Below are 14,525 nucleotides of genomic sequence, written 5' to 3'. Positions count from 1 at the left end.
CACTCATGCGCCCGATTCTCAGACCGATGGGCCGTCCACCGAACCGCTTCCGGACAGACTTGGTCGGCCGGGTGCGGCCCTTTGGGGGTAGGCACCGGAGCCGCATAACTGGGCCTGCGTCTCCTCGACCCCCGTGGGTGTCCTGCTGTCGGAAGGCCGGTGCCGACGGTAGGTATCCATCAGCCGATCAGGTCAGATGCGGTCCGCTTCGCTCAGGAATTCGCGGGCGCCGCGGAGACGGGTGCTCAGCTTCTGCTGGGTGGTGCGGCTGTCGAGCCGTACGTCGAGCCCGCCAGGTAGTCCCGTACCGGAGCGTCGCGCGGAGGGCAGCCGGCCCGGGTCGAGGCCGTCGCGGCGGGCGATGAGCTCGCCCAGCTCGTAGCGGCTCAGCGCGTCCGGGCCGGCGAGGTGGAACACGCCGGCGGCGTCGGATCGGGTGATCTCCCACAGGGCGGCGGCCAGGTCCTCCACGTGTACAGGGCAGCGGATGTCGTCGGTGAACAAGGCGCCCTGCCGGGTGCCGGCGGCCAGCGCGTGCACCAGCTGCTCGTGCTCGGACCGGCCGTGTCCGATGATCAATGAGGTACGGGCGACAACCGCGTCGGGGCACAGGAGACGTACGGCGGTCTCGGCAGCCGCCTTCGCGGCCCCGTACGGAGTGAGCGGGGCCGGAAGGCAGGACTCGTCGTAGCGGTCGCGGCCCGTCCCGGAGAAGATGGCGTCGCTGGAGACGTGCACCAAGCGGATGCCGCGGCGGGCCACGGCTTGGGCGAGTCGGATACCGCCTTCGGCGGTGACCGCCCAGTCCGCTCCGCCGCTCGTCGCGTTGATCACCACGGCCGGAGCCACCGTGTCGAGGACCTCCTCCAGGCGGAGCGGGGCGCGAAGGTCGAGGTGGTGCCAGGTCGCCCCGTCGTGGTCGCCGGGGCGGGAATGGAACGTAGCGGCCGGGGGCCGGCCTGCCGATGCCGCCTGGCATACGAGTTCGGTCCCCAGGAAGCCGCTGCCGCCGATGATCAGCACAGTCATGCCGCCTCACGCTACGGGCGGGGGCCCGCCGCCCAAGGCCATTTCGGCAGAACTCGCTGGTCTGCCGGCCGGGGAGACGCGAGCGGCGGACAATACCACCAGGGGCCTCCTCGCATACGTCCCCATTGTCGTCAAACAGCCCCTCACCGCCGGTCCCGGCACAACGGGCGGTTCGCCGCCGGGCTCTTCCGCCCGGGGGCCAGGGGATGGACGGGCCAGCCGTGGCTGGCGCACCAGCGGGCGATGGCGAGCGACTCAGCGACTGAACGGGAGGGAGCGGAGTCTCCTGCTGAGCTGCGGGAAAACCGCAGCTCAGCAGGCATATGACTCCACTATCAGCGACTGTACTTCCCTATATATGACGCACACGCGCACACGCATTACAGCTCATATACCCGGACCTTGAGTCGCTTCAGTCGCTGTCCCCAGGCTGCAAGGGCTCTGACCTGCACTTTTGATCAGCGACCGAAGACACGCGGAGTCGCTTCCCGTCGGTCGCTGCCTTGTCTGGGCAGCCAGCCGGTCACGAGGAAGTCCGCGCCGTCGAGCGCGGCGGCCGGATCGGTCGTCGCGGTCACCGTGTGGGGCAGTTCGACGTCCGGGAAGTACCCGGGGTTGCGGTGCGTGGTGTTGATCGCGTCGGCGATCTCGTCCCGGCGGGCGTGCATGGTCACGCCGGTGCCCGCGTCGGCCATGATCTTGCCCACGGCGGTGCCCCAGGAACCAGCGGAGAACACCGCCGTGCGGGCGTGGTGCTGGTTCACTGCGCGGGGTCTCCTTGCTGGGCACGGGTCTGTCGCCGGGCTTGCGGCGGGCACGGGCATCGTATCGGCCGCACCTGCTCCGGCCGGGTCTGCCTGGAGGCGCCGCAGGGTCAGCCGGACAGCTCGCCTTCCGCGGACCTTGGGGAGCATCCGGTGTGCCTCGCGGAGCATGTTCTCGGCCGGGCCTCGCCCAGCACGCGGCGCAGCTCGTCAGCGTGGGCGATCCACAGCTGGTGGAGCCGCTCCCACATCGCGGGCTCGCCGGGCCACTCGTCCAGGTGCTCCTGCGTCAGGCCGGCGGCGGCGACCTGATCGTGCCACGCCGGATCCGCGCCGCGCCGCAGCGCGCGGGTGACGACCAATCGGCCGCCCGGGGCCAGGACGCGGCCGAGCTCGCTCAGCGCCGCCGCACGGTCGGCCGCACCTCCCAGGGCGTCCACGCACACGATGCTGTGGGCACAGCCGTCAGGCAGGGTGGTGTGCTCCAGCTCCCGACGTGGAAGGCAGCGCGGTCGGAGGTCGAGACGAGGAAGTGAGCGCGGGGTGCGGTGGCCTGGGCGGCTACCACGGGTGAGAGGTGGAACCCGGCCAGGCGGACCGCGAGGGCTCGGGACAGCCACAGGCCGATGCCGCCGGCGCCGCATCCGGCGTCCACAAGGCGCTGCCCCGGACGCAGTCTCAGCCGCGCGGCCAGCAGCCGCAGCAGTGGTCAGTCGCAGGAGCTGGAGGCGGCGACCTCGGCCGGGTAGTCCTCGCCCATCGCCTGGGCGTACAGGCCGGCTACCAGGTTGGTGCGGGCCCGGGCAGCGTGGAAGGCGTCGTACTGAGCCGAACGCCCTTGCGTCGGCATGGGGGCCGGGCTGGTGGTGGGGTTCATCCGGGCATTGACCTTCCGGTCCGGGAGCGGGTGCCGGGGCAGACGACCTGCACGGCGTGGACGGGACAGTCCGGGACGAACAAGTCCAGCGCCACCGGCTCGTGAGCGGTGACCTGCTGGACGCCGCGGGCGATGCAGTCCGACTGTCCTCGATCGAATCGCTCTCCAGCTGGGTTTCTCTCAGCGGAATATGTGGAGATTCTCCTCAACCCACTGCCGGAACGGCCTGCCCGGGGAGTCGGTGACCCGTGAAACCGTGTCGCGCACTGCCAGCAGCTCGCTATTGACGTCCCCGCCCGTGATATCGAGCACCGCATCCGCGGCCTCCTCCCCGAAGACCGCGGCCATCTGAGCACGAGCCTCCCCCCGGCTGATCTCGATGAAGGGCACATCCCGCCCGAGTGCCGCCGCGATGGCCTCGACCTGCTGCCGGGCTGTCACCGGCTCCGGACCGGTCAGGGCATACGTCCGCTCTCGATGGCCGGGCTCGATCAGCGCAACCCGTGCCACCGTCGCGATGTCCGCCGGGTGGATCGTGGGCAGCCCGGTGTCCGCATACGGTGCGCGGACCGCCTCACCGCCGCGGATCGACGCCGCCCACATTAGGGCGTTCGAGGCGAACTGCGTCGGCCGCAGGATCGTCCAAGCCATGCCGCTGTCCTTGAGCAGCCGCTCGACCGCCAGGTTCTCGCTGGCGGGGCCCAGGTGCGGATGGGTCTGGACGGTAATGGACGACACCAGAACCACGTGCTCCACACCCGCCCGCCGGGCTGCCGCGAGGATGTCCGCGTCCGGGCCCATACGAGAGATGAGGAACAGCGAGCGCACCCCGTCCAGAGCGGGCTCCAACGACTCCGGCACCGCGAAGTCACCCTCAACGGCCTCGACCTCCTGGGGGAACGTCGCCCGTGAGGCGTCACGGGTGAACCCTTTCAGCGGCCCCGCACCGCATACGTGCAACTCCCTCACGAGTGCACTGCCAATGTTTCCGGTGGCTCCGGTCACGAGGATCATGAGCGCGTTCTCCCGCCGTCAGATGATCATCTTGAGGACACGCTAGAAGCTCAATCGCACTTCAGGTCAAGACGAACCCTGACCTTTCCCGCTGCCGGGCACACGCGCAAAGCCCGACGCTTGGCGCCGGGAACTGCGCGCAGACCCGGACACCAGGCCCCGTCACCCACCCGAGCCCCGCATCACGTCCCCGCTCGCCGACGCCACTCATCCCCTGGCCGGGGAAACTGCGCTACCGTGCCGTCGGCTGGACGCGCACCACCACCCGCCGCAGACCCGACGCCCACGCCGTCGGCCAGCGATCGGCCAAGGTCCTACGGGGCCCGCGCCGACGGCGGTATGACGACGCCGGCCGACGCCCTCGTCGAACTCCTGGTTACGCTCGCCCGCCGCCAGCACGATCACCGCGCGATCAACGCCTTCCGGCCTCGCCGGCGTCGCACGCACCGGACCGCTGCCCGCCGACCTGCACGAAATGGCCGTCTACTACCTCGCCAAGGCTCAGCGCGACCTCGGCGACTCCGCCGGCTCGCGCCAAGGTATGCGGCTCGTCGCCGACGGCCAAGGACGCCTGGCCCCAGCCGCCCAACGGGGCCTGGCTCACCTCGCCCGAGTCGCCGGCGACTTCCCCACCGCGTACGACGTGGCGCAGACCCTCGGCTGGGAAGGCCGCCCGCACCGCGTCGAGGGCGACGTCTTCTGGCCCCACGGCGGCATGGACCGCGCGGCCGCCGCCTACGCCACCGCCCGCAACCAAGCCGAGCTCGACGGTGAGGCCACCGTGAAGCGCCTTCGCCGCGAGGACGGCCGGGTGTGGCTGATGCCCCACAACTCGACGTACACCGCGCTTCTCTGGGGGCGAGGCTGTGTGCCGTGAGGTCTGTCTCACGTTGATGCAGCTCAGCGACCTGGTAGGTAGGTCTATACATCACGACATCTGTGGTGCTAGTGCCCTGGCAGGCAACGTTCGCGCCGTCGCGACGCCCGGCACTCCGAGAGCACGCACCGCAGGCCGCTCCTCGACGGGCGAACGGCGCCTGCCAGGGCACTAGGTCGTCGGGGTGATGGCGCCGAACGGCTCATAAGCAAGAACGTCCGAGTGAGTCGAGCCGGACCGTTCTTCGATGACGATGACCTCGATCGGATTTCCGTCCTCGTCACGGCCTACTCCGAGCGTGGCGCGGACCAGACCCGGCTCTTTTTCGCCGCGCAGCCGGGCTGCCTCCTGTTTCACCAGGGCTTGGACGCCCGCGTCGTCCGTGGCGGGAAGCCGCCGTGTTATCCACTTATCGGCGACCGTGTCGACGTGCGCAACCACAGCGACAATCTCGGTCAGCGACCGATCCCGCTCGATATCGGGGACCCGGTCGTCGATCGCCGCGCTGGGGATCGACGCGACCTGGTGTACGTAGTGGTCGCGTGCGGCGGCGGTGGTCCACAGCGATTGGAGGAACAGCGTCGGTTCTGTCGGTGCGTGCAGCACCGAGAACTGAATCAGCCCGTCAGACCAGGGCATCACCTCCAGTGCGCCGCGAGCGGCTTCGTCCGCCTTTGCCGCGGTGGGCAACCGCCACCAGCTGTCAATTCGGGCCTTGGCATCGTCATGGTGAGCGACAACGCGCGTCGGCCGCATCGCTCGGCCTTGGTTCTGGTGATCGGTCATGCTTCCACTCTGGGTGTTGAACATTTGTTGAAGGCAAGGCCTCGGTGGTGGGAGAGTGACGTCATGGCAGACACCAGGAATCCGACCGATGCGCCGCCGACCGCTGGTCCACCCGATGCTGGTTTGACCGTTGGCGACGTCGCTCGGGAGGCAGGGGTTGCCACTTCGGCAGTGCGCTTCTACGAGCGGTACGGCGTGATCCAGGCGGAACGAACCAGCGTCAACCACCGAGTTTTTGATCAGTCGGCGGCGTGTCGGATCAAGGTGGCCAAGTTGGCCCAGGGTGTCGGCTTGACCGTTCGTGAGATCGCGGAACTGCTCGCCGACCTGTCCTCTGATCCCCAGCCTGAGGACTGGGCCGGGATCGCTTGCGAACTGATGGACGAGGCTGAGCGTCGAGTGGCCGCACTGCGCAGCTGCCTGACGGAGATCGCCTCCGCCAGCAAGCTCTGCGAGGGTGTGGACCGGATGAGCTAGGAGCGTGGGTCAGTAACAGGCAACTGGTTGACGGGCTGTGAGCGGTGGGATCAGTTGCGGTCGTCCGCTCGGCCCTATGAGGCCGGGATGAGGTTCTGCCCGTCAGGTGGGAAAGATCGCGGAGCGCCAGCGGGTCGCCGCCGGGCGTTTGTGCGTGGCAGTGGTCAGCCTTGTTGGCGGAAGTCCAGCATGTGGAAGACCTTGTCGTAGCGGTGTTCGCCGACGGCGACGAAGTCGGTGAGACGGCCGTATTCCGTGAAGCCCAGCGAACGGTAGAGGTGCAGGGCATTGGTGTTGTCGCCACGGGCGTCCAGGGTGAGGACCTCGATACCCGCCTCCCGGGCGTCGGCGATCAAGGCAGCGGTCAGCGCCCGACCGACGCCACGACCATGGGCAGCAGCATCTACCGCGATCTTCTCCAGATCGGCGTGTGGCCGATGGGTCGGTCGGGCGTAGCGGAGCCAGTACCCCAACCCGACAAGCCGACGGTCGAGGTAAGCGGCACGCAGGGCCGCATCCCCGGCCTGCACCGCAGAGACGACGTCGCCGAGAAGTACCGCCACCTCATCCCGCGAGGGTGGTTCGACCCAGCCCAGCGCGGCGCCTCTACTGACCAGGTCCGCCAGGATCTGGTGGGCCGACTCCGCGAACCGGACCTCCAGCTCCGGATCGGAAGTCAGCTCCATGGCGTCAAGGATGGCGGGCGCAGTGGTCACACCGCTGGTCATGGCCGAATTCATGACATGCAGCCTAGGCCAGCCCCAAGGCCCAGCCGAGACCCCTCGCTCCAGCCGACCCGTTACTGACCCATGCTCCTAAAGCGTGTTGCAGAAGGTTGTGTTCAGGCTGGTCAGGGCCGGTTTTGGGGGTGGTCTGATCACGCGGCCAGGGCGAGGTTGTGCATGTGGGCGACGGCTTGGACGGCGCGGTGGAGCCCGTTGCCGCGCTGTCGGCAGTCGCGAAGAATCTTGTAGTGCTACTCATGACGACGCACCACGAACAGACCAACGGCGCCGCCACTTTACGGACACGACCTAGTGCTGTGACCGAGAAGGTTCGCCGGGAGGGTGCCGTGCACCCACGGCGTCACCTACTTCCACAGCTGCTACTCGGTCGGCGACGACAGCCTCTGGGAGTCAACCGACGCCGCAAGGGCATCGACCGACCTGGGCGGTGCTCACGAGCATTCACCAGACCCGCCCGGATAGCGCCCCGAGCTACGTGATCCTGGACAACCTGCCCGCCCACAAGAACTGGCGCATCCGCCGCTGGGCGCCTCCTCGGGTGGTGGCAAGTCCGTCACGATACGCAGCATCGGCGACATCCTCACCGCATGCGACGACGTCGTCGTCATCGACCTCGACCCGGGCGGCAACGGCCTGGAGCCCCTCGCTGAAGCGGTGGGCGTGCGGGTCGTCGGCCACGACCAGATGCACATCATCGAGGCCGTCCTTGAGAAGCTTCTGAAGATCGCCAAGGCGCGGGCGCTGCTGCTCGGCAAGCTCGGTATGGGCGGCAACTGGATGCCCTCCCGAAACTACCCGGCGATCGTCGCGCTCATCGACGAGTACCCGCAGCTGTCTCAGCGTGCGAAGGTCCTCGTCGTCGCGATCCTCCGCGTCGGCCGCAAGAGCCGGGTCCAGATCGGCCTCGGCGCGCAGGAAGCGACGAAGGACGCGATCGGTGCGGCCATCGCCGACAGCGTCGCGTTGAAGATCGTCGGCCCGTCGCGGCACCAGGACATCGTCCAGGTCTTCGGGGCCGGCGCGGGCGCGAACGGATGGCGGCCCGACCGGCTCCACCCCGCCCAAGGGGAAGACCCCGCCGACGCCGGCAAGGTCTACATCATGGGTGCCGGATCCACCGACCCGCTCATCCACAAGGTCATCGCCATGGGTGAAGACGAGGCCAAGCAGAGGGCCGCGGAGCGCGCTGCCGTCGGCCGGCCCTAAATCGACGCCGAGTCCCTGCACGCCGCGGGGGTCACCTTCGACGACCTCGACACGGTCCGGCCCCACGACGCGCTGCCCGAGCCGATCGAGCTCGCCCGAGCCGCTTTCACCGCGGCGGGCGACCCGGAGCGGATGACCACGGTCGACCTGTACGACGACGTCGCCGCGGCGTCCCCTGAACGGTGGGCGCCGGCCGCAGATGAGGAAGTCGACAAGGCCAGGGACCGCTACCTGGCCGCGCTGCGCAAGGCATGCGCCGACATCGCGCCGAAGGTCGACATGAAGACCCAGCAGTGGCGCGGAGGCCGCGGCTACTACCTCACCACCCTGATCGAGCTGACCGGCGAGGAAGCCCCTCAAGGGGTCTGAACCGCCGATCCGGGGGCGTGACGCTGCAGGTCAAGGCCGTGACGTACCCCGCGACGGGGGCGTGACAGGGCTGATCTGCCCGTGACGCGTCACGCCCCCGTCACGCCCACCCCCAACCCGCTGACCTGCGGCGTCACGGGTCGTCACGCGCCCCGTCACGCCCTATATGTCATAGAGGATCCAGAATCGAAGGAGCCCCGTCATGACCGTCTACGAGCCCACCCGATCCGGCCTCAAGCGCCTCCTCGCCGACATCCGCGAGGGCGTCACCTACTACACCGCGGCCGAGGCCCTCCACCCCGCAGGCGGCACCGAGACCGTCTACCGCGAGTGGCGCTTCGAGAAGCGGCGCCTCCTCGGCTGGTGTGTCATCGGCAGCAGCCGCTCCGCCGAGTACGTCCTCAGCAACGAGGGCGGCATCCACACCAGCCCCCCGGCCGGCGCCCGGCCCCTCTTCGACCGCGGCGGCGAGACGCATCTCCCTGACCCGCGGCGGGCCGTCCCCGAGGCGCGGCAGAAGGCCGGGGCCCGGCGATGACGGCCTACACCCGCACCCGGCCCGCGCCCGCCGTCCTTGACCTCGACGCCCGCCTCGCCCTCACCGAAGCGGCCATGGGTGTCCGCCTCGACGAGGCCGCGGTCGCCTTCGAGGTCAACACCGCCCACATCCCTAGTGAGGTTGTGTATCTGGCGACTGGGGATCTGCCTGGCGGCCCGACCTTCCCGACGGCGCCGGCCCCCGCCTTTGACACACCGATCGCCGACCTCCTCCAGCGCGCCCACACCCGGCTCCAGCGCGGCGGCTGGACCACCGGCCAGCAGCGCGACCCCCGCGGCGCCATGTGCCTCGTCGGAGCCATCCGCGCCGAAGACACCCGCGGCGACGCCGACCGGGCCTGCGCCTGGCTCCTCGACGTCATCCAGCAGCAGACGCCCGACGTTCCGACCGTCCCCGCCTGGAACGACCAGCAGACCAGCGCCAACAGCATCCTCCGCACCCTCGCCCGAGCCGCCCGGCTCGCCGCGGCGAACCACCGCTGAAAGGACCGCACCATGGGCTGGACCATCTCCCACAGCACCCCGCGCATCGCGCCCTCCTACACCGCTGCCGCCGCCTTCGCACAGCACGCCACCGACGTCCTGCCATCCCGCAAGTGGCGCGCTATCGCGCACCTCTTCGCCCCCCGCGGCGACGGCTACTTCGAGATCAGCCCGGTCGAAGCCGCCCGCATGGCGCCCGTCTTCCGCGAGGCGGCCCGGCACCGGCTCATGCCGCCCGACTGGGCCGACCTCGCCGGCCGCCTCGCCACCGCCGCCGACAACGCCGCCGACAACGCCGCCCGGCGTGGCGAGACCTGGGTGTGGAGCTGAACCGCGATCGATGCGCACAGCAACCGGTCCCGCCCCGCCGGGACAACGTCGGTGCGGGGCGGGACACGTGTTGGTGACAGATCATCCAAACAGCCCACATGAGCAAGGCCGCTGACGGTACGTTCGCCATCCCCCCCCCCACACACCACAGCCACCACCGTCGCCAGGGGACACCTTGACCCAGCCGCCGCCCGGCCACCAGCCATACCCGCCCCAGCAGCCCAACCCTCAGCAGCCCGGATGGGGCGCACCCCCGCCCCCGCCGAAGAAGTCGAGCACCGGGAAGATCGTCGGGTTCAGCTGCCTCGGCATCGTCGCCCTCATCATCGTGATCGGCGCCATCGGCGCAGCCCTCACCGGAAGCAGCGACACAGCCGATACGAGCAACAAGCCCGCCCCCGCGCCCAGCGCGTCCTCCGCCCCGGCCGAGAAGCCGTCACCTGAGAAGCCGCCGGCCGAGAAGCCCAAGGGGTCACAAGCCGACCAGTTCAAAGCCTTCGTCGCCAAGAACGGCACCGCCGCCGAGAAGAAGGCCGTCAAGCACGTGACGCGGGTGCAGGGCGCCGGCGAACAGAACAACCTCCTCGACACAGCCGAGATCCACACCGACTACACCGGCGGACTCCTCGGCCCCCACGGCGGCGACGGGAAGCTCCTCGCGTCCATCTTCGCCGAGTGGAAGGCCAGCAAGAACGGTCTCGTGACCGTGTACGACTCGGCGGGCGAAATCCTCGCCAACGGCAACTACTAGCCCGACCGCCACCCCGGCCCGACCAATGCCCCACGCGGGCAGCAAGACCGGCACGCCTGAAAACAGATGCCCCGCCACCGAGCGGGGCATCGCCACTCCCGACACACCCACACCATCCCTGGGGGGAACATGCACACCCGCGCCACCGCCGCACTCGCGGCACTCCTACTCGCCACACTCGCAGGCTGCGGCACCGAGCCCACCCCCGACAAGCAGGCAGCCGCTCCCCAGGCCAGCACCAGCGAAACGACGGGACGGAAACCGTCCCCGTCTGCTTCCACCCCCAGCAGCCCCCTTCCCCTCGGGACCCCCTGGAAATGGCACGGCCCGGCCACCGACGGCACCACCCCCACCAAGGGCTCTACCACCGCCCTCACCTACACCCAGCCCGTCGAAGACATGGACCCGCCCGGTGAAGGACTGGGCGTGAGCAACAAGGCCGTGTGGGCGCGCATCGAAGTCAAGGTCTGCAACGATGAAGGCGGGAGCATCAACGTCACCCAGTTCCCCTGGTCGCTCGCCTACGCAGATGGCGCCCAAGTCGAGGTGACCGGCCTGCACGGCGGCAACTTCCCCAAGCCGGAGTTCCCCACCAACGACAAACCCGTCAAGCCCGGCAACTGCGTCCGCGGCGGCATCATGTTCCCCGTCGAACCCGACCAGCGCCCCGAGCGAATCGTGTACCACCCGGACTCCATCGAGGAGCCGATCGAGTGGGCGGTACCGCCAAGCGGGGCAGCAGGCGACACCCGCAGCAAGCGATCCTCACAACAGGCGCGCGCTTACTCGTCACCCAGCTCCGGCTCCGGCACGACAGCTCGCGCCATCCAGCGGTCCGTGCCCACCGACTGACACGGTCGCAACGCCGGCCGCAGGCCCAGGATTGCGCACAACCGGGCCAGTTCCTGCTCGCACTCCTCCGGGCTGTCCGCTTGCACCGAGAACAGCGTCGCCATAGCAGCAGTCTCGTGGATAGGCCACGCCTATCGCAGAAGAACCCGTGATCGCTTGACGCTATTGGCTGGAATATGTCACAGTGCGTCCATCGGAACACACGTGTGTCCGCAGACCAACGAGCCCCCAGCTTCCGCCGGGGGCTCTCTGCATGTTCGGGGAGGCTCCATGCACCCGACCGAGCTCTACCCCGACGACCTCGTCTGCGAGCACGAAGCCGTGCAGGCCACCGGGGTGCCGGGCCCCGTTATCCGCCAGTGGGCTCGCCGCGGGAAGATCCAGCGCTTCGCCGGTGACCCGAAGCAGTACGCCGGCGCCGGGCACGAGTACAAGACCATGTACGCCCTCCCCGAGATACGCGAACACGCCAAGACTTACCGGCCGATGCCACAGCGCGCACGCCGCGCCGCCTAGGCGTCCCGCCCCCCATGGAGGTGCCTGTGCCGTTCGCACCTCCGACACGCTGCAGCCTGTCTGACTGTTTCGAGATCGCTACTGTGCGCGGACGATGCGACGGGCACCAGCCCGAGCCATGGAGGGGACGACCGTCTCCCCAAGAGCGCTATGGCATGAGCAGCGACACCGTGCGAGCGCTCAAGAGACGCGTGGCGCGACGGGACAACGGCTGCTGTTACGTCCGCGGAGGCGAGGATGCTGACGAGCTCGAGCACATCGTGCCTGTGAGCCAAGGCGGAGCTGCCCGGGATCTCGACAACCTCGGATTGATTCACTCGGATCCTTGCCATCGCGAGAAGACGGCCCGAGAAGCCGTCGAAGGAAGTCGGCGGGCACGGGAAAAGAAGATCCAAAAGGAAGACCGAAAAGGATGATCACGGCCGGGTAGGGGAGTCAAAATCCCGGCAGGAGATCATTTGGGGACCGCCGTCAAGAACAAGGTCGAGCTGTGCTTCACGCCGACGAACCCGTCCTGGGCGAACCCGATCGAGGCGCACTTCGGGCCGCGGCAGTTCACCCTCGCCAACTCCCACCACCCCAACCACACCGTCCGGACCCGGAAGTTGCACCGCTACCCGCGCTGACGCGGCCAGAACGCCCGGCACCCCGACGTTCTGGCCGCGCAATGTCGTGAACGCGCCCGCATCCGCGACGAGAAGGACATCCGCTGGCGTGGCAGACCCGCGGCCACCGCCGCCTGAATGACTACGGCACCGCCCGCACGGCCGCCCCGGCAGAGGCGACGTCCAGCCCGACAACGACTGACTCACCCTCCCAGCGACCGCGCTCCGAGACCGCCAGACCTATCAACGCCAGCTCTGCGGCCTGGTCCCGCAGGACGTACTGCTCACGACTCTCCTCACCCAGCCCATCCGGCTCGTTACGCTCCCAGGCCGCCACGGCGGCCTCAGCCACGGCCCTTGGCAACCGCACAGCGACCCGGCCGACCTGGGCCTGGACACACTCCCCGATCGCCGCAAGCACCTTCACGTCGTCTCGGTACCTCACGTACTGCTCTTGACTGTCCACATTGCGAGGCTACGCAGAGCTGATGGGTTCGTCACGACTGAATATCCCGGCCAACCTATGCGGTCACAGCACTAAGGCGTGTATCGAAAGTGCCTGGTGAGAATGGCGGAGAGCCCCATCTGTGATCCAGAATGATCGGATGGTCAGGCTTGAGACTTCCCGTTTGATCCTGCGCCGCTGGCGCGAGGAAGACGTTGCGCCCATGGCTGCCATCAACGCCGACCCCGAGGTCATGCGGTGGATCCGTGACGGCAGCATCCGTGACGAACAGCAGACTCGCGACGGGGTCCAGGCATGGGACAGCGAGTGGGAGTCACAGGGCTTCGGCCTGTTCGCCGTGGAGATCCGGTCCACTGGCGAGCTGGCCGGGTTCACCGGCCTTTCGGTGCCCGACTTCTTGCCGGAGGTACTGCCGGCGGTTGAGGTCGGCTGGCGGCTGGGACGTTCCCACTGGGGGCAGGGCCTGGCCACCGAGGCCGCTGCGGCCGCTGTACGGTTCGGGTTCGAAGAGCGAGGGCTGGAGCGGATCGTCAGCATCACTCAAGTAGGCAACGACGCCTCCGAACGGATCATGACCAAACTGGGGATGCATCCGGTCCGCGAGACCGTCAATCCCACCTGCGGTCGGCGAGTACGGGTGTACGAGTTGTCGTCGGACCAGTACGTCACAACCACTCGTTGATGGCGCCAACGAGGACGGCAGCCTCGCAGCGGACCGCGAGTTTGTCGTGCCTGGTGGCCACGGCCCGATGTCTCCGTGCGGACCCTCTCCTGTAACGGCCAAGACGCCTGCCATGATCGTCACCATGGGGACACACATCGCGACGGCCGGGGTGGCCGACTTCCATCAGGTCCTGACTGATCACCCCCGTTATTGGGGCGAACGCGACCTTCGGTCGCTACACCTTCTAGCACTGCTGCAGGAGTTCGGTTCCACCTGCTTGGTTGCCCGAGCCGAAGACGGAATCCGTGGGTACGTCTTCGGGTTCGTCACCCCAAACGGCACCGGGTACGCGCATCTGATCGCCACGCGGGACGACGCCCGTGGCACCGGTCTCGGGCGTCGTCTGTATACGGCGTTCGCCGAAGCAGCGGAACGTCACGGTGCACGGCAGCTGAAGGCGATCACATCAATCGAGAACACCGGCTCCATCGCCTTCCACCGCAGCCTCGGTTTCAACACGGAGATCGTCGACGACTACAACGGCCCCGGCCAGGCTATGGCCGTCTTCCACCGAGATCTGCCGCTCAACGTCTCCAGCCCTGACCAACCAGCCGTCACTGGTAATCGCTCCCCCGGCCGTTAGCTTCACCGACAGGCAACAGCGACGACGGCTGTCCCCTGGTGAACAGGGCCATCGAAGTTCAGGACCTTCTTTTAAGGGCTGTCCCGTAACTCAACGAAAGGACCAGCAGGACACCGTCGCAGAATCGACTTGTCCAATTCTGACCTGAATCGCGACCTCAACGGAGAACCGTCCAACCAGGGCAGACTGGACGCCAGCGAGCAGTCCCGGGAGTTACAGGACAGCCTTTAGCAGGGCGGCATGCAGGCGTGGCCAGACGCAGGCCTCGGTCCAGTCCCGCAGCCGACGCCAGGACGTCACACCTGAGCAGCCGCCCACGGTCTCTGCGGGGACATCGCACCACGCGACACCGGTCCGCAGCACGTACATGACGCCGGTGAGTGCTGCCCTTGTCGGGAACACGCAGCCGACCGGGGTAGCAGCGGCGCCGTTCGGGAGCGGGCGGCAGCAGCGGGGCTACACGCCCTCACAGGACGTCAGGAACAGGGTCAGCACGCATTCCTGACATCCTG

At 68.6% G+C, this 14,525-nt stretch carries 19 protein-coding genes and 7 pseudogenes; 15 read left to right on the top strand and 11 right to left on the bottom strand.

Going from position 1 to position 14,525, the window contains the following annotated elements:
* Positions 1-192: 192 nt before the first annotated feature.
* From NRO40_RS29930 to NRO40_RS29905, 6 genes and pseudogenes are all read right to left on the bottom strand, one after another.
* Positions 193-1,029 (bottom strand): SDR family oxidoreductase, encoded by an 837-nt coding sequence (locus tag NRO40_RS29930; RefSeq protein WP_058941727.1) that lies wholly within the window; start codon positions 1,027-1,029, stop codon positions 193-195.
* Between the two features lie 152 nt (positions 1,030-1,181).
* A pseudogene (locus tag NRO40_RS29925) lies at positions 1,182-1,352 on the bottom strand (bifunctional DNA primase/polymerase); the annotation flags it as partial.
* Between the two features lie 177 nt (positions 1,353-1,529).
* A pseudogene (locus NRO40_RS29920) lies at positions 1,530-1,793 on the bottom strand (NAD(P)H-dependent glycerol-3-phosphate dehydrogenase); the annotation flags it as partial.
* Positions 1,794-1,903: 110 nt separating this feature from the next.
* On the bottom strand, positions 1,904-2,233 hold the full coding sequence (locus NRO40_RS29915; protein WP_232791031.1) for a class I SAM-dependent methyltransferase: 330 nt from the start codon (positions 2,231-2,233) through the stop codon (positions 1,904-1,906).
* A 269-nt stretch (positions 2,234-2,502) separates the two neighbouring features.
* Entirely contained in the window at positions 2,503-2,670 is a 168-nt protein-coding gene (locus NRO40_RS29910) for a hypothetical protein (RefSeq protein ID WP_232791030.1), read from the bottom strand.
* A gap of 180 nt (positions 2,671-2,850) precedes the next feature.
* A complete protein-coding gene (locus tag NRO40_RS29905; RefSeq protein WP_058941726.1) occupies positions 2,851-3,684 on the bottom strand; it encodes an NAD(P)H-binding protein in 834 nt (277 codons plus the stop codon).
* Between the two features lie 757 nt (positions 3,685-4,441).
* On the opposite strand from NRO40_RS29905, the pseudogene NRO40_RS29900 reads away from it, so the two are divergent.
* A pseudogene (locus NRO40_RS29900) lies at positions 4,442-4,525 on the top strand (LexA family protein); the annotation flags it as partial.
* A gap of 207 nt (positions 4,526-4,732) precedes the next feature.
* Here the strand turns inward: NRO40_RS29900 and NRO40_RS29895 are convergent.
* The gene (locus NRO40_RS29895; protein WP_157901818.1) at positions 4,733-5,347 is read right to left on the bottom strand and encodes a hypothetical protein; all 615 of its coding nucleotides are present in this window, start codon (positions 5,345-5,347) and stop codon (positions 4,733-4,735) included.
* A gap of 63 nt (positions 5,348-5,410) precedes the next feature.
* Between NRO40_RS29895 and NRO40_RS29890 the strand changes: the two genes are divergently transcribed.
* Entirely contained in the window at positions 5,411-5,824 is a 414-nt protein-coding gene (locus NRO40_RS29890) for a MerR family transcriptional regulator (RefSeq protein WP_058941723.1), read from the top strand.
* Between the two features lie 164 nt (positions 5,825-5,988).
* Here NRO40_RS29890 and NRO40_RS29885 read toward each other — a convergent pair whose 3' ends face one another.
* Together NRO40_RS29885 and NRO40_RS29880 are read right to left on the bottom strand one after the other, a co-directional pair.
* Complete coding sequence (locus NRO40_RS29885) at positions 5,989-6,552, bottom strand: GNAT family N-acetyltransferase (RefSeq protein ID WP_058941722.1); 564 nt, start codon at positions 6,550-6,552, stop codon at positions 5,989-5,991.
* A 149-nt stretch (positions 6,553-6,701) separates the two neighbouring features.
* Positions 6,702-6,800, bottom strand: a pseudogene (locus tag NRO40_RS29880) (IS5/IS1182 family transposase); the annotation flags it as partial.
* A 97-nt stretch (positions 6,801-6,897) separates the two neighbouring features.
* On the opposite strand from NRO40_RS29880, the pseudogene NRO40_RS29875 reads away from it, so the two are divergent.
* The 11 genes and pseudogenes from NRO40_RS29875 to NRO40_RS29825 all read left to right on the top strand — a co-directional run.
* A pseudogene (locus NRO40_RS29875) lies at positions 6,898-7,099 on the top strand (IS630 family transposase); the annotation flags it as partial.
* 125 nt (positions 7,100-7,224) lie between these two features.
* Complete coding sequence (locus tag NRO40_RS29870; RefSeq protein ID WP_232791036.1) at positions 7,225-7,776, top strand: hypothetical protein; 552 nt, start codon at positions 7,225-7,227, stop codon at positions 7,774-7,776.
* Positions 7,777-7,908: 132 nt separating this feature from the next.
* Entirely contained in the window at positions 7,909-8,145 is a 237-nt protein-coding gene (locus NRO40_RS29865; RefSeq protein WP_232791029.1) for a hypothetical protein, read from the top strand.
* A 202-nt stretch (positions 8,146-8,347) separates the two neighbouring features.
* Positions 8,348-8,683, top strand: coding sequence for a hypothetical protein (locus tag NRO40_RS29860; protein WP_058941721.1), 336 nt, complete (start codon positions 8,348-8,350; stop codon positions 8,681-8,683).
* Positions 8,680-9,186 (top strand): DUF6197 family protein, encoded by a 507-nt coding sequence (locus tag NRO40_RS29855; RefSeq protein ID WP_058941720.1) that lies wholly within the window; start codon positions 8,680-8,682, stop codon positions 9,184-9,186. Before NRO40_RS29860 ends, NRO40_RS29855 begins: the two co-directional genes overlap by 4 nt.
* Positions 9,187-9,198: 12 nt before the next feature.
* Entirely contained in the window at positions 9,199-9,516 is a 318-nt protein-coding gene (locus NRO40_RS29850; RefSeq protein ID WP_058941719.1) for a DUF7739 domain-containing protein, read from the top strand.
* A gap of 175 nt (positions 9,517-9,691) precedes the next feature.
* Positions 9,692-10,267, top strand: a complete 576-nt coding sequence (locus tag NRO40_RS29845) for a hypothetical protein (protein ID WP_232791028.1) — start codon at positions 9,692-9,694, stop codon at positions 10,265-10,267.
* Positions 10,268-10,693: 426 nt separating this feature from the next.
* Complete coding sequence (locus NRO40_RS29840) at positions 10,694-11,119, top strand: hypothetical protein (protein ID WP_058941718.1); 426 nt, start codon at positions 10,694-10,696, stop codon at positions 11,117-11,119.
* 270 nt (positions 11,120-11,389) lie between these two features.
* Positions 11,390-11,635 (top strand): hypothetical protein, encoded by a 246-nt coding sequence (locus NRO40_RS29835; protein WP_058941717.1) that lies wholly within the window; start codon positions 11,390-11,392, stop codon positions 11,633-11,635.
* 14 nt (positions 11,636-11,649) lie between these two features.
* A complete protein-coding gene (locus tag NRO40_RS30680; protein WP_079046974.1) occupies positions 11,650-12,051 on the top strand; it encodes an HNH endonuclease in 402 nt (133 codons plus the stop codon).
* A gap of 51 nt (positions 12,052-12,102) precedes the next feature.
* Positions 12,103-12,378, top strand: a pseudogene (locus NRO40_RS29825) (IS630 family transposase); the annotation flags it as partial.
* A gap of 4 nt (positions 12,379-12,382) precedes the next feature.
* Here NRO40_RS29825 and NRO40_RS29820 read toward each other — a convergent pair.
* Positions 12,383-12,706: a hypothetical protein gene (locus NRO40_RS29820; protein WP_058941716.1), complete on the bottom strand. Its 324-nt coding sequence runs from the start codon at positions 12,704-12,706 to the stop codon at positions 12,383-12,385.
* 139 nt (positions 12,707-12,845) lie between these two features.
* On the opposite strand from NRO40_RS29820, the gene NRO40_RS29815 reads away from it, so the two are divergent.
* Positions 12,846-13,388: a GNAT family N-acetyltransferase gene (locus NRO40_RS29815; protein WP_079046980.1), complete on the top strand. Its 543-nt coding sequence runs from the start codon at positions 12,846-12,848 to the stop codon at positions 13,386-13,388.
* 112 nt (positions 13,389-13,500) lie between these two features.
* Entirely contained in the window at positions 13,501-14,013 is a 513-nt protein-coding gene (locus NRO40_RS29810) for a GNAT family N-acetyltransferase (protein ID WP_058941715.1), read from the top strand.
* A gap of 228 nt (positions 14,014-14,241) precedes the next feature.
* Here the strand turns inward: NRO40_RS29810 and NRO40_RS29805 are convergent.
* A pseudogene (locus NRO40_RS29805) lies at positions 14,242-14,464 on the bottom strand (transposase); the annotation flags it as partial.
* Positions 14,465-14,525 lie beyond the last annotated feature (61 nt).

The organism is Streptomyces changanensis, from assembly GCF_024600715.1.
GTDB lineage: Bacteria > Actinomycetota > Actinomycetes > Streptomycetales > Streptomycetaceae > Streptomyces > Streptomyces changanensis.
The sequence above is the reverse complement of the archived record's forward strand: the minus strand, read 5'-3'. Positions and strand labels throughout refer to the sequence as shown.

Bases quoted from the DNA above. Each gene is read 5' to 3' on its own strand.
- NRO40_RS29930 (WP_058941727.1), bottom strand. From the start codon at position 1,029: ATGACTGTGCTGATCATCGGCGGCAGCGGCTTCCTGGGGACCGAACTC.
- NRO40_RS29910 (WP_232791030.1), bottom strand. From the start codon at position 2,670: ATGAACCCCACCACCAGCCCGGCCCCCATGCCGACGCAAGGGCGTTCG.
- NRO40_RS29905 (WP_058941726.1), bottom strand. From the start codon at position 3,684: ATGATCCTCGTGACCGGAGCCACCGGAAACATTGGCAGTGCACTCGTG.
- NRO40_RS29895 (WP_157901818.1), bottom strand. From the start codon at position 5,347: ATGACCGATCACCAGAACCAAGGCCGAGCGATGCGGCCGACGCGCGTT.
- NRO40_RS29890 (WP_058941723.1), top strand. From the start codon at position 5,411: ATGGCAGACACCAGGAATCCGACCGATGCGCCGCCGACCGCTGGTCCA.
- NRO40_RS29885 (WP_058941722.1), bottom strand. From the start codon at position 6,552: ATGACCAGCGGTGTGACCACTGCGCCCGCCATCCTTGACGCCATGGAG.
- NRO40_RS29865 (WP_232791029.1), top strand. From the start codon at position 7,909: ATGACCACGGTCGACCTGTACGACGACGTCGCCGCGGCGTCCCCTGAA.
- NRO40_RS29860 (WP_058941721.1), top strand. From the start codon at position 8,348: ATGACCGTCTACGAGCCCACCCGATCCGGCCTCAAGCGCCTCCTCGCC.
- NRO40_RS29855 (WP_058941720.1), top strand. From the start codon at position 8,680: ATGACGGCCTACACCCGCACCCGGCCCGCGCCCGCCGTCCTTGACCTC.
- NRO40_RS29850 (WP_058941719.1), top strand. From the start codon at position 9,199: ATGGGCTGGACCATCTCCCACAGCACCCCGCGCATCGCGCCCTCCTAC.
- NRO40_RS29835 (WP_058941717.1), top strand. From the start codon at position 11,390: ATGCACCCGACCGAGCTCTACCCCGACGACCTCGTCTGCGAGCACGAA.
- NRO40_RS30680 (WP_079046974.1), top strand. From the start codon at position 11,650: ATGGAGGTGCCTGTGCCGTTCGCACCTCCGACACGCTGCAGCCTGTCT.
- NRO40_RS29815 (WP_079046980.1), top strand. From the start codon at position 12,846: ATGGTCAGGCTTGAGACTTCCCGTTTGATCCTGCGCCGCTGGCGCGAG.
- NRO40_RS29810 (WP_058941715.1), top strand. From the start codon at position 13,501: ATGATCGTCACCATGGGGACACACATCGCGACGGCCGGGGTGGCCGAC.